A 13,530-nucleotide genomic window follows, 5' to 3' on the forward strand; every position below is an offset into this window, starting at 1 on the left:
CCGATTGGCGAGCCCGCTCTTAGGCGAAGACAGAGGCGTAGTTGCACTTATACTGTATTCCTAAAATTTCCGACTACGTCGAATTCGCTTCTAGCTGGAAATTTATACTTTCCTACAGTGCTAGATAAACGTAACCGTCTGCATAGGAAGGGAATATCAGATTCCTTATGTAGGATCCTGTGCAGCAACTATGTGTACACTATTGATTCCCACTAAAATAAAGCGTTTTCTTTGATTGGTAAAAAAAGAAAGAAAATTGCAATTCTATGCTACATTACAAGCTTTATTGTCTTAAAAGTAAGGAAAATAGGTTAAGCGCTTTCCTTGATTTCATTATACACGCTCATCTAAAAAGTGCAAATGTTTTTTTATTTTTTCAAGCACTTCAAATCTGTTCATTCATGCATGCTTCTGTTAGATCGTATGAAGAATAAACACAGCAACCATGCTCTTTTTATCATATATAGCTACTCAGAAGCTTACAAACGGATAAATTTTTTCTTCATATTATGGCAATCAATTGAATCGTTTAAAAATAGTAGATTATCAACTCATAAAAATAAAAACTATTGACGTCCCCCTTGGTGTAAGCGTATACTCTTTCCTAGAAATGATTAAGCGCTTACCCCAATTGTAATTAACCAAAATAATTAATGGTGGTGGAAAAAATGAATATGCTTACACCGAAACAAACTGCTTTAGACAAAATTGGGATTCCTTCACATTTACTGTGGGGCTATATCGGGATCATTGTTTTTATGATTGGCGATGGCTTGGAACAAGGGTGGCTATCACCTTATCTCGTTGAACAAGGCTTAACGATGAAACAATCCGGCTTATTATTTACTGTCTATGGAATTACTGTATCTGTTTCTGCTTGGTTCTCAGGAGTATTTGTACAGATGTGGGGTCCAAGACGTGCAATGACGTTTGGATTAGCTGCCTTTATTATAGGCTCAATTGGATTTATTGGTTTTGGGATTCCTAGCATGAATTATGCTGTTATCTTGTCATGTTATGCTTTAAGAGGATTGGGTTATCCTTTGTTTGCTTATTCCTTCTTAGTATGGGTCTCATACCGTACCCCTCAGGAAATACTCTCTAAGGCTGTAGGCTGGTACTGGTTTGTTTTTCAGCTTGGTTTAAGTGTTATCGGGGCCTTTTATTCTAGCTTTATGGTTCCTAAGATTGGGGAAATTGCGACTTTATGGAGCGCATTAATTTTTGTTGTTGCAGGTGGAGTATTTTCTATCATCATGAATAAAGACAAGTTTGAGGTACAAAAAGTAAGCGATAACAAAGGGAAAGAATTGCTTAAAGGAATTACAATTGCGTTTGAGAATCCAAGAGTTGGTATAGGTGGGATAGTTAAAATTATTAACTCTGCTGCTCAATTTGGATTTGTTGTGTTCTTGCCTACCTATATGACAAAGTTTAATTTCACTGTAAGCGAATGGCTGCAAATTTGGGGAACTTTATTTTTTGTAAACATGGTTTGTAATATTATTTTTGGAATTGTTGGAGATAAAATGGGCTGGGTTAACACAATTAAGTGGTTTGGTTGCGTTGGTTCCGGTATTGTAACACTTGCGCTTTATTATGTACCGCAGCTTGTAGGACATAACTATTGGATTATGATGATTGTAGCGTGCTGCTATGGAGCGACATTAGCTGGTTATGTACCTCTTACAGCATTAGTACCTTCCTTAGCTCCAAATGATAAAGGAGCTGCCATGTCTGTACTAAACTTAGGTTCTGGATTAGCGGCTTTCGTTGGACCACTAGTTGTTACCGTTTTCATCGGAACATTAGGTGTAGGAGGCGTCATGTGGATTTTTGCCGGCCTATATTTTGTTGGCGCATTCTTAACTAGCTTCCTTACTCCTTCACAAGAAAAAGGTGGTACAGGAGCTGGATTTGCAAACGGCCAAAAGGCTGTTTCATAGTGACCAATAAGAAGTTTTGCACACACTTCACCTTCTTTTACTACAAGGACAGTGTTAATGCCACACAAGTAAGTAGATCTTTATATTCAAAGGTAACAAAAACACCTCTTAATTCGTATGCCAATGGCTTAAATTAAGAGGTGCTTTTCTTTTCCATATTTATTTTATCCATCTTCTCACTGCTTCTGCAGAGCGGTAGATTGTCGAACCACGAGCTCTGGAGAGTATAAAATAGATTGCTTAAAAGCATCCCCTTTTTCGATATCTTCCATTAATAGCTGTACTGTTTTCCTTCCCATCTCTCTTATCGGCTGAGAAACTGTCGTTAACAACGGTACTGTCACTGTCGACATGATCGTATTATCAAACCCTATAACCGATAGCTCATCTGGAATAGATATCCCTGCGTTGCGTGCAGCTGTCATTACTCCAAGAGCAATCATGTCATTGCAGGCAAAAATAGCAGTTGGTCTAGAAGGATGCCGCAGCAATTTTTCTCCATAATAAGCCCCGTCTGATATACTTGCTTCACACTTCATAATGTAAGATTCATTAACCTCAACACCATATTCCTCTAACATCTGTCTATAAGCATGCAGCCTCTTTTTACCGCTTCTATTATTTTCAGTGATAATCCCGATGTTTCTATGCCCCAGCGACAAAAGATGCTGCATCGCAATGGAGCCCCCTTTAAAGTCATCTATTGTTACCGAAGCAATAGACATACTAGGAACTTCTTGCGCCAGTAATACAATTGGAACCTTTTTATCAAGCAGCTCCTGAATAAGCTCTTCATTTTGAAAGTTGGAAGCAAGGATAATGCCATCAATTTTCTGCCTGAGCAAAAGAGAAACGTATTTCCTTTCTCTCTCGCTTTTATTATCTGTACTGCATATCATGACACTATAATCTAATGAATTGCTATAATCTTCAATACTTCGCGTAATCTCAGCAAAGAACGGGTTCGCAACATCTGGAACTAGCAAGCCAATGTTTTTTGTCCCTTTTCCAGTTAAGGCAGATGCTACAGTACTAGGGTGATAATTCAAACGTTCCATTGTCTTTAACACTTTTTGTCTCGTTTTTTCACTAATCCGTCCTGTATTGTTAATAACCTTTGATACCGTTGCGATAGATACTCCTGCTTCTTGTGCTACTGTATAAATAGTTAGTTTCATGTTTTTCTCCCATCCTTACCATACCAGGCTGCCTTTCTTCACTGGTAGTTATACATAGAGAGGAATTGCAGTTCTAGGTGATAATGCTTCTAATCCACAAAGGTAAGCGCTTACCCCTTTTGTTCTTATTATAGTTATATTCTCCTGAAAATCAATATGTTTGCTTCTTTATTTTCTAGATTCAATCTATTTCACCTGTCCTCTCTCTTATGTACCTACAATAACGGAAAAAGAGAAATAAAAGACCCTTGCTGCAGCAAGGGCATTAGTTTCCTGTCATTATGTTATGAAGCATCTACTTTTGTTCCTTCTCTCTTCCTCCAAATACTCCCTGGCCAAAAAGCGGAACGACCTAAAACAACTGTAATTGCAGGGACAAGAAGAGGTCTTACTATAAATGTATCCAGTAGTACTCCTATTGCTGTAACAATACCAAATTGAACAAGTACTTGGATTGGTAAAGCAGCTAATACAGCAAATGTTCCTGCTAAGATTAAACCAGCAGACGTAATAACACTACCTGTTTGAGCCACCCCGTTTTTGACTGCTTCAAGGTGTGGTTGGCTTCTTTTATTTTTCCATATTTCAGAAACCATAAATATGTTATAGTCCTCTCCTAACGCTACCAAGAAAACAAATGCATATAGGGGAATTGTTCCCTGTATTGCGGGAGCATCCATACCATAGTGAAGTAGTAACCATCCCGCCCCTAATGCAGAGAAGTATGATAAGACAACTGTTACAATTAGGTAGATCATTGCTACAACAGAACGCAGGTAAACAAGCAATAATAATGCAATAATTCCGATCATAACAGGGATAATTATACGTTGATCCCGTTCAGTCGTTTGTTTTGTATCGTATAATGTAGCCGTTTCTCCTCCAATCCATATGTGGTTCTCGGCCTGACTTATCTCAGCATTTTTCATGACCTCCTTCAAACTTTTTCTTAATTCAGGAATTTTATTCATCCCCTCAATAGAATACGGATTATCTTTTAATGAAACTTCATACATTTGTAATTGATTGTTCTGTTTCCCTTTTACTGGTTCTGTTACTTGATCTAAAAAAGAAAGTTTTGCTAATTCTGCTTTAACAGGTATATCTTTTCCTTTTGTATCAACAACAATCTGTACAGGGGCTAACTCTCCAGGTGAAAAATGATCAGATATCAAATCAAACCCTTCACGTGAAGGCATATCTTTTGGAAATGATTCTAATAAATCGTACGTAAAATGGATACGTGGAACAAATGAAGCCAATCCACCCAATAAGAATAATGTTAGCAGAATAATCGTCCATGGTTTACGGATAACAAGATCCCCAAGTTTTTTGCTGAAGAATCCTTTCGATTCCTTTACCTTAATTGGTTTATTTTTTTTCTTAGCAAGTTCTTCATTCATTTCTTTTGTTCTTGGGATGAACGGGAAGAAAGCAACTCTCCCTAAAATAGCTAATAATGCTGGTAAAAGCGTCAATGCAGCGATTCCCATCAGAAAAACGGCCACACTAAATGGGACTGCAAATCTATGAAAAGAACCAATATGGGCAAGTAACAAAGTACCTAATCCTACTACAACTGTAAGAGCACTCATAATAATAGCTCCACCTGATTCTTTAATCGCAAGCTGTAGCGCTTTAAATTTGTTCTGCTCCATCAAAAGAAACTCTCGATATCTTGAAATTAAAAATAAACAATAATCCGTACCAGCTCCGAATAATAGTACAGTCATAATCGAAATCCCTTGTGCATCCGCAATAATCCAGCCTTTATCTGCTAAAAAGCCTAAAGTTGGACTAATTATCCCATAAGCAAATCCAACTACAATTAAAGGTAAGATGGCTAAAAGTGGTGAGCGATAAAGAAGAATAAGCAAAACTAAAACAAGTAACACAGTTGCAACTAATAATTTCACATCGGCCTGACTAAATAAGCTTACTGCATCAGTCTGAATACCAACCGGCCCTGATAGACGTACATGTAAACCAGAGTCAGAAATCTTTCTTTTGAATGGATTGTCCTCCAATGTATTCTTGATGATATTCTGCAGTTCATTCATATTCTCTTGAAGTACATCTGTCCCTGCAGTTTTATCAAAAAACACAGGAGTTACTAGAGACGTACCATCTTCTGAAACACTTTTTGCTAACACTTGCCGTGGAATGGTATCAAAAGGTGGTAACGTTGCTTGACCCTTTAATGGCGAATTTCTAAGCTTTTTATAAGTATCTTGAATTGTCTTAAAATCCTTCGCTTCTAAACCTTCATTTTTATGCCAAACAATAAGCACAGGGTTTCCTGCGTCATTTGGAAACTCTTTTTTAATCATATTACTAGCCTTTTGTGACAGAGCCGTTTCCGGAAGGTTAGGCGCTGTCTCATCTTCAACCGTATTAACAGTTGGCCAGGTAAAAGATAAAACGAGTGTCAACAAGACCCATACAAAGAAAGTAATCCACCTTGTTTTTGGTCCCCCAACATATTTCCCCCATGTATAAAGAGGATGCCTTTTCATCATAATCCACCTTTCTTACTAACTTTTGGATTAATTATATATACTGGATAGTTAATTAATCAAGAACTATTTAAGTGTTATAATATTTTTAATTATGAAGAGTCAGGAGAGAATTATATTGGCACAAAAACAACGTCCTTTAGGAAGACCCCCTCAAAATAAAAATACAAAATCGACAAAAGATAAAATTGTTGAAATTGCTACAAAGTTGTTTTTAAGTAAAGGTTATCAAATCATTTCTATGGAAGATGTCGCAAAGGAGTGCGATGTCACAAAGGCAACGGTGTATTATTACTATGCTACAAAAGCCGATCTATTTACGGATGCAATGATTCAAATGATGGCCCGTATTAGAGAAAATATGCATAAACTTCTTTCAACAAGCAAGCCACTCAAGGAGCGATTACTTGATGTTGTAAAAGTTCATTTAACCGCAACAATGAACATTGACATCCAGAGTTTTATGAGAGATGCAAAAATATCTCTTTCAGATGACCACGTAAAACAAATGCAACACGCTGAAGATAAAATGTATGAGGTATTGGATCACGTAATACATAAAGCAATGCAGGAAGGTGAAATCCCTAAAGGTCACTCACTTTTAAGTGCTCATGCTTTTGTAGCCTTGCTATACGTAGGTAATTACAAAGATGTAAATCAAAAGCCGCTGATTGAGAATATCGATGAGTTAGCTGTAAAAATTGTAGATTTTTATTGGAAGGGATTAGGACATTAATTCAGGATTTTAAGTTATATGTATTTCTCTGAAATTTGATGTTTACAATATTTATAGGGGTATCGCTACATCGCTATCAAGGTAATAGGCTGTCCTCAACGTATTTCTTTGTTACAAAAGACGGAGAATTTTTGTTTTGGCCATATGTTAGAGCCTTAGCCTGGTAAATATGCGGCGGCCCCCTATTAATTGTTCTTAAGAAAATGGCGGTTGAATTTATGAAGGAACCATACAAATTACTCCTTAATTGAGTAAGCTCGATTAAAAAAAGATTGAAGAGGAAATATATGAAAATTGAAAGTATAAGATTTTATCGAACCGACATTAGAGCAGTCCCCTTTGCTTACATGACATTCGAAGGCAGAAGTAAGATTACGTTGCACTGGATTCCGACTTACCTTTCTCATCCTTAGCTTTCTTGAAACGGTTCCGAATTAAGGAAACTAATAGCATGAGCAAAGGAATAATTATAAGCAGAACGATAGCAATGTAATGAACCAAGATACCTTCTTCCGTTTGTTCCGCAAAAGTGGCAGACAATACAATTGAGAAAAAGATAAGAATAACCCCAATTGGTAAAAGAATTTGTTGATGATTTTTTAAGTTGAATAAATCGACTATTCCCATTAAGGCACCATACAAATAGATGGCTGCTTTGAAAAACACTGTAATCAGCAGGGTATAAACAACAATAGCATCCAGCCGTTGTAAAAACTCCATAAGATTGACTTTTCCAACAGTTGATAACAAAGGAAAAGTAGATCTCTCCACTTCTTCGATACTAAGGACGGCAATATTTAAACTTGTTGTATAACTTAAGACAAGACTGCCTGAAATTAAGGCAGACAGCCACACCTTTTTCACTGATTTAGGTTGATTTAAGTAAGGGAGAAGCATCGTAAAAACAAGCAATTCTCCAAAAGGGAAAATGAGTATGTCCCGAAAGGCTGTCATCATGATTGGTTTCCACCCATGTTCAAGAAACGGCTGCAAATTATGGGGATGCCAATTACCTGAAACAAGCACTAAAAAATTTCCAGTTATCCCTAAAAGGAGCAAAATGACAATAAATACTTCTGCTGTTCTACCTAATACTTCAACTCCTAGATAAAGTACATAACAAATGGTAAGAACGAATAAAATAGTGATTGCTAATAATGGTGTTTTCCTTAATGTCGATGAAATCAATAATTCACCGAACTCACGTATATTTCTAGCAGAAATATACAAAAAGAATAGGATATATAACAGGCCAATGATCCACCCCAAGTATTTTCCAAATATTTTCCTAACATATCCGGTGAGCGGCACAGTAGGATATTGACGAAATAAAAAGTAGTAAATGAAAAATAAAACAATGCCTGCTCCCGATCCTAAAAGAATGGCCAACCAGGCATCCTTTTTGGCATGTACTCCATAACTTATGACCACTGCAGTCCCCATCTCAAATATAAACATCATGGCAAATAGTTGAATAGCACTAATTTTAGGTTTCTCCATCGTCTGGAGCTCTTCCCTTCTTTACGCTTGATCTGCATGTTTGTTGAGCAAATGAATGCTTATATAGTACATCTATTTCATTCTATCCTACCTTACTATTTCTAATACTTTTAAGAAGCAAGGAGTGTAGCTTACTTTCCAAAGAATAGGTTAGCACATAATTTTCGCGTTTTGACGTCGAGACCCTAGTTGTGCCTGAAGGAGCGCAAGCGGTAAAGAAAACTCGTCGATTGGCGAGCCCGGCTCCCCTGGCGAAGACAGCGGCGTAGCCCTACTTATACTTTATTCCTAAAATTTCTCGCTACGTCGAATTGGCATCCAGCTAGATATTTATACATTCTTAAAGTACAAAAAAACAGGCATTTCCTGCCTGCTTTTAACCCTATAAACAACAATCGTTTTTATACTCACTCGTGGTTTTAGACTAGATATTTATGAAAAGACGTTGTGTACCTTCGATATTTGATTTTCTTAGCTGGATAAATATTAGGCGCCATCCTCAATTAAGAAAAATGTTATTTCACAGAAGCTGAGAAGTATCAAACTCCTAACAATACCTGTAATTGATCTGGTTTTTCTACAGGAGCCAGTTCAATATCTTCAGTTGTTAATTCCAGTAGCTTCTCTAGAAAGTTTATCGTTTTGACTTTGTGTTGAATATCTTCATCAGTGTAGACATTTTCCTGCTTCACTTTTTCGATATATTTATTGATAGATTCTTGATAACCCTTTGTTTTAACAAACCATTCTCCTAAAAGCTTCTTCGTTGCTGCTCTCTCATCTTCGTTTTTCACTGCAAATAAGCTTTCTGTTTCCGTTTCTTTTAATGTAATCATACTAAAATCAGAGTTCATACAAATACGAAAATAATTTCTTTGACTGTTATAAAATTTTTCTTGTCTTAAAAGAAAATATCCGAGCCCAAACTGAACTTCATAAAAAGGGCTATCTATAGTTGGAACATGAAGTTCTTTTATTTCAATATTTTTTACTAAATCTGAATATATCTCTAAACCCTGTACAGTACTAATTACTTTTGCATCTAATAGTTTCATACTATCTTTCCTCTTCCCTACATAATTTGTAATTAAACAGTCCAGCAATCCGATCTCCTTATTAAGCGAGTTGTGCAATCGAGTTCATTTTTCATATATCAAATTGTTGCACCTCAATTGATAAACTGCTTTCCATCGCTTAACATCTCCATTCCTTGTTTCCGCTTTCAATTCAATCTCCATTTTACACTACATTTCTACCTACAAGCATTCTAACGTAAAAAACGACAAAAAACAATCATATACTTCCAAAAACAATCAACAAATAAATAAAAACAATCATAAACATCCAAAAACGTTCGATATCATCAAAAACACAAGATGTTTCTTAAGTAGAATTCATATAGTACAATGTAAAATAAACTGCGTGTATGACTGCGCAGCAAAAGATAAATATGACTATTATAGGAGGAACCTATGATGTTCCCGAATGAAATTCTTACGACCTTTAATGAATTAGAATACTCGTTATACAACTATGTTATTGCAAATGGAGACAAGGTTATCTATATGCGTATCCGCGATTTGGCCGACCAAGCCCATGTTTCAACATCTACAATTTTACGCTTTTGCCGAAAGCTGCATTGCGATGGATTCTCAGAGTTTAAGGTGAAATTAAAGCTCTATTTGGAACAAAAGCGGGATAGAGACATTCCGTTAAAAAGCATGCAGCATTTTCTATCAGAATTTATTGAACGTACATTACAAGGAAATTTCGAAATACATATACATGAGGCTGTCAAATTAATTCAATCTGCAGACAATGTCTTATTTGTGGGCATTGGGAATTCCGGGATATTAGCGCAGTATGGAGCAAGATACTTCTCTAGTTTGGGGAAGTTTTCACTTTATATTAATGATCCTTATTTCCCTATTCATTCCCACTACCTGCATAACAGTATTACAGTTGCCCTTTCTGTTTCGGGTGAAACCGACCATACTATTCAGCAGGTTAGCAAATTAAAAGAAGAAGGAAATAAAATTATTAGCATTACAAATAATAAAAACTGTACACTAGCTAAAATTTCAGATATTAACATTTCTTATTATGTAACGGAAGAGCGAACGCACCTTTCAAATATACCAAATGTACCCATTAACATCACAACCCAGCTTCCTGCGCTGTACATCTTGGAGTTTATGGCACGGGAAGTGTATAAGCTTTGTAAAAACAACAAATGATGTGAGGGGTGATCCCTTACATCATCAAAATGTTGAAAAGTTAGCAGTAATATGTACAGTTTCCATAGATTTTTTTTACATCAGATCCTTTTTTAGCAGTATACTTATCTACAATGGATACAAAATACTGTGAGAAAGCAGAGGTCATGATGAAAAGTCTACCTGTAAACATATTATGGTTTGTTTGTTCCATTACATTAAATGCTTTAGGAAATAGCTTTATGATAGTAGCTAATCTAGGAAGTGCTCCTTGGACAGCTGCCGGGCAAAATCTTGTGTCCATATTACCTGTTTCTATTGGTGTCTGCATTATTATTTTGAATTTCTTTTCATTTATACTTAGCTATTTGATGAAAACAAGACTTACCTTGATGACGATCATCAAAAGTATGGCCCTCGCCTTCTTTTTTGGAATGTTTATTGATTTGTTTGTGTATGTACATCATATTGTGTATGTACCAGAGAATATATGGATTCGTTGTTTATATTCATTAATAGGAATCAATCTTGTCGCAGTTGCTGTGAGCATTTACTTTCAGGCAGGCTCGGTGTACTTGCCGTTTGACTATTTGCTGCAGGCATTTGGGAAGCTAAAGAACAATTATACGGTCGGTACAATCTTTTGTATGTCCATTCCGTTATCCGTCAGCATTCTTATTATTGTCTTTCAGCACCATGTAGCTGGTCTAGGTATAGGAACAATTTTGTTTATGTTTGGAATTGGTTTTTTAATTGATCATTATAACCGCTGGATTGTGATTCATAAAGCTCCGACACGAAATGCGCACTCGCTATAGAATATATAGAGGTTAATTGGATGGTTTAGAGGGGGCTTCTCCTCTAAGCTATCAAGCTTGCACCAGAACCGTTGGAACGAATGGTGTTTTTTCTATCAAGCATATTTGGAAAGCTTTTAGAAACAACTTATTTATCTTTAACTTATAGAATAAAAGGACTTCCATCAATTCGTCCCTAGTACAAGCCCCACCTACGCTTTGTACCACTGGCAGCCACGCGCGCCGCCCAACCCAATTCTTATTATAATAGAAAGCGCTTACAAAGTAAATGCTATGAATATAATCCAATTATTGGTAATTTTTATTTCAAGGACTGACTAAACAGCAGTATTATCGGGATAAGTGTTAGTACTCATACGAAAGGCCTACATAAATCAATCAGAATTGGCAACTCTAAACAGTAAGAATATTGAATATTAAAGTAAGGAGCAGTTTTCATGCCAGAAAAACCTAAAATTACCTCCAGTGAAATAGGCACGTTATGGTCAACCTATGGAGAAAAAACGTTCATTTTACGTGTATTAGAATATTTAATTCCAAACGCAGACGATCAAAAAGCAGAACAGATTATGACTACTTTATATAAAAACTTAAGTACATATGTAGAAAAAATAGAAACCCTTTTTGAAAATGAAGGAGCTGCGGTTCCAATAGGCTTTTCTTCCCAAGATGTAAATATACACGCACCTAAATTGTTTGAAAATGGCTTTGATATTATGTTTATTCGAACAATCAAAGAAGTAAGCATGGCTTTATATACTCTGAATATGGGAAAGTCCTATCGTGAAGATATTATAAATATATACAAGGATTTAACAGCAATTACCCAAGGCTGTTACAATGAGTGTACACAATACTTGTTAGAAAGAGATATTCTCACTCGTCCTCCGTTTATCCCTATGCCTATTTCAGCTGAATATATCAATGATTTACATTATCTAAATGGTTTAAATTTAATGGGTGATACTAGACAACTGAATACAATTGAATTTTCATCGCTATACCATGGAATGGAAACAAATAAAATAGGGATGATTCTAATGGCCGCTTTTTCACAGGTTGCACAGGAAAAAGAAGTTCAGCAATATTTTCATAAAGGAATGGAAATATCAAAGAAAATAGTTAAAGAATTTAGTAAAATCCTCTTAGATGACGACATTTCACCAACGCTTTCATCTGGAGGAAATACAACGAATTCAAAGAACAGCCCATTTTCGGATAAACTCATGATGTACTGCAATTTTTTATTATGTAGCCTAAGCATTGGGGGGAATGCATTTGGTTTTGCTTTTAATTTACGCAATGATTTGAAGATGAAGGCGTTGTTAGTTGCTAAAGACATTGTAGATTACGCAAGTGACGGCACTAAATTAATGGTGAAAAAAGGATGGATAGAAAAGCCGCCAGAATTAAAATTAAAGTAATATATCATTCAGTAAAGAAAGCATATTACATTTAGAAGCCTCCAAAAATCCCTTCAGTTAACCTAACCTGAAGGGATTTTATGTTCACATCATTCGCATTTTTGGAAGTTTATTTAATGATTCATTTTTTATTTTACTTTTTAACTTAAGCATCCTATAGCTCAATAAGGTCAATGAGTTTTATCCATAAAAATAGTGTCGACAATCTTATTGATGTGAATTTCTGCTGTATTGAATGAATGTTTAAACTTCTTTTGACTTTCTATCCTAACACTCGCCTTGTATAAGGGATTAACCGAACTACGTGAGCCAAAGTAAAGGTGGCAACAAGAGAGAATACTAACCATTACAAACTTGCAAATCGCTGGAATGACTAATGTATGAAGTAATAGAGACCAACTTACTATGATGGGCGGATGTAGGATATAAACCGTAAAAGCATTATCTGATAACCATATAAAAAGGCTTGTCATCTGATTATATTTCCTTTTGAAAAGTGATAACAAGAGTAAGCACATTCCTATGCAAACAAAAGGCTCCCACAAAGCATAAAGAATGGCTTGACTATTTAATCCTCCATTTACCTTTAAAGGACCGTTTAAGGCACCAGTAAGAATCAAACCAATAGGGAAAACAGGAATAGCAATGAAGGTGATCCTTTTCCATACTTTTAAAATACCAGGAGTTATACTTTCAAGCCAATTATTCCTATACGCAACAGTTCCAATATAAAACAACAAAATATAAGCAGCAAAGGTCTAATAAAAAGTTACAAGAAGGAACGTGAATAAAATGGATCATCCATTAGAGGTAGCAACATTTGCTGGAGGTTGTTTTTGGTGTATGGTTCAACCATTTGATCAATTGCCGGGAATTCATAAGGTAGTTTCAGGTTATATGGGTGGGCACATTGATAATCCAACTTATGAAGAAGTAAAAGAAGGGAATACAGGGCATTGCGAGGTCTTCCAAATCACATTCAACCCTTCAGTTTTTCCCTATACGGATTTACTTGAAATGTATTGGAGACAAATAGACCCTACTGATGAAGGCGGACGAGGCCCATCTTTTATGGCAGCGCAGCGTAGAGGCGGGCCGGAGTAAAAGGCGCTTTTTGCCTTTTGTGGAGATTCAGCCCGGAATCTGCCATTTTGGGCCTTGGGCGAAGACGGAGGCGTAGTTGTACTTATACTACA

Annotated in this window: 10 protein-coding genes and 1 pseudogene; 6 read left to right on the forward strand and 5 right to left on the reverse strand. The window is 36.2% G+C overall.

What is annotated here, in order from left to right:
* Positions 1-668 precede the first annotated feature (668 nt).
* Positions 669-1,946 (forward strand): MFS transporter, encoded by a 1,278-nt coding sequence (locus tag AAHB12_RS20485; protein WP_342046815.1) that lies wholly within the window; start codon positions 669-671, stop codon positions 1,944-1,946.
* A gap of 176 nt (positions 1,947-2,122) precedes the next feature.
* On the opposite strand, the gene AAHB12_RS20490 is transcribed toward AAHB12_RS20485, so the two are convergent.
* Positions 2,123-3,124, reverse strand: a complete 1,002-nt coding sequence (locus AAHB12_RS20490; protein ID WP_342046816.1) for a LacI family DNA-binding transcriptional regulator — start codon at positions 3,122-3,124, stop codon at positions 2,123-2,125.
* 284 nt (positions 3,125-3,408) lie between these two features.
* The gene (locus AAHB12_RS20495; RefSeq protein WP_342046854.1) at positions 3,409-5,640 is read right to left on the reverse strand and encodes an MMPL family transporter; all 2,232 of its coding nucleotides are present in this window, start codon (positions 5,638-5,640) and stop codon (positions 3,409-3,411) included.
* A gap of 118 nt (positions 5,641-5,758) precedes the next feature.
* Here AAHB12_RS20495 and AAHB12_RS20500 point away from each other — a divergent pair, with 118 nt between their 5' ends.
* Entirely contained in the window at positions 5,759-6,376 is a 618-nt protein-coding gene (locus tag AAHB12_RS20500; RefSeq protein WP_342046817.1) for a TetR/AcrR family transcriptional regulator, read from the forward strand.
* 372 nt (positions 6,377-6,748) lie between these two features.
* Here the strand turns inward: AAHB12_RS20500 and AAHB12_RS20505 are convergent, their stop codons facing one another.
* Positions 6,749-7,876: a GerAB/ArcD/ProY family transporter gene (locus tag AAHB12_RS20505; protein ID WP_342046818.1), complete on the reverse strand. Its 1,128-nt coding sequence runs from the start codon at positions 7,874-7,876 to the stop codon at positions 6,749-6,751.
* Between the two features lie 539 nt (positions 7,877-8,415).
* Complete coding sequence (locus AAHB12_RS20510) at positions 8,416-8,931, reverse strand: hypothetical protein (RefSeq protein ID WP_342046819.1); 516 nt, start codon at positions 8,929-8,931, stop codon at positions 8,416-8,418.
* 420 nt (positions 8,932-9,351) lie between these two features.
* On the opposite strand from AAHB12_RS20510, the gene AAHB12_RS20515 reads away from it, so the two are divergent.
* The 3 genes from AAHB12_RS20515 (at position 9,352) to AAHB12_RS20525 (ending at position 12,334) form a co-directional block, all read left to right on the forward strand.
* Complete coding sequence (locus AAHB12_RS20515; RefSeq protein ID WP_342046856.1) at positions 9,352-10,113, forward strand: MurR/RpiR family transcriptional regulator; 762 nt, start codon at positions 9,352-9,354, stop codon at positions 10,111-10,113.
* A 146-nt stretch (positions 10,114-10,259) separates the two neighbouring features.
* Positions 10,260-10,910: a YczE/YyaS/YitT family protein gene (locus AAHB12_RS20520; protein WP_342046821.1), complete on the forward strand. Its 651-nt coding sequence runs from the start codon at positions 10,260-10,262 to the stop codon at positions 10,908-10,910.
* A 437-nt stretch (positions 10,911-11,347) separates the two neighbouring features.
* Positions 11,348-12,334 carry a DUF3231 family protein gene (locus tag AAHB12_RS20525; protein WP_342046822.1) on the forward strand — a complete coding sequence of 329 codons (987 nt, stop codon included), beginning with the start codon at positions 11,348-11,350 and terminating at the stop codon, positions 12,332-12,334.
* Between the two features lie 170 nt (positions 12,335-12,504).
* On the opposite strand, the gene AAHB12_RS31900 is transcribed toward AAHB12_RS20525, so the two are convergent.
* The gene (locus AAHB12_RS31900; protein WP_446715591.1) at positions 12,505-13,074 is read right to left on the reverse strand and encodes an acyltransferase family protein; all 570 of its coding nucleotides are present in this window, start codon (positions 13,072-13,074) and stop codon (positions 12,505-12,507) included.
* Positions 13,075-13,126: 52 nt separating this feature from the next.
* On the opposite strand from AAHB12_RS31900, the pseudogene msrA reads away from it, so the two are divergent.
* Positions 13,127-13,414 (forward strand): annotated as a pseudogene (msrA, locus tag AAHB12_RS20530) (peptide-methionine (S)-S-oxide reductase MsrA); the annotation flags it as partial.
* Positions 13,415-13,530: the final 116 nt, after the last annotated feature.

This window comes from Bacillus sp. OTU530 (genome assembly GCF_038440375.1).

Bases quoted from the DNA above. Each gene is read 5' to 3' on its own strand.
- AAHB12_RS20515 (WP_342046856.1), top strand. From the start codon at position 9,352: ATGTTCCCGAATGAAATTCTTACGACCTTTAATGAATTAGAATACTCG.
- AAHB12_RS20490 (WP_342046816.1), bottom strand. From the start codon at position 3,124: ATGAAACTAACTATTTATACAGTAGCACAAGAAGCAGGAGTATCTATC.
- AAHB12_RS20520 (WP_342046821.1), top strand. From the start codon at position 10,260: ATGATGAAAAGTCTACCTGTAAACATATTATGGTTTGTTTGTTCCATT.
- AAHB12_RS20525 (WP_342046822.1), top strand. From the start codon at position 11,348: ATGCCAGAAAAACCTAAAATTACCTCCAGTGAAATAGGCACGTTATGG.
- AAHB12_RS20485 (WP_342046815.1), top strand. From the start codon at position 669: ATGAATATGCTTACACCGAAACAAACTGCTTTAGACAAAATTGGGATT.
- AAHB12_RS20495 (WP_342046854.1), bottom strand. From the start codon at position 5,640: ATGAAAAGGCATCCTCTTTATACATGGGGGAAATATGTTGGGGGACCA.
- AAHB12_RS20510 (WP_342046819.1), bottom strand. From the start codon at position 8,931: ATGAAACTATTAGATGCAAAAGTAATTAGTACTGTACAGGGTTTAGAG.
- AAHB12_RS20505 (WP_342046818.1), bottom strand. From the start codon at position 7,876: ATGGAGAAACCTAAAATTAGTGCTATTCAACTATTTGCCATGATGTTT.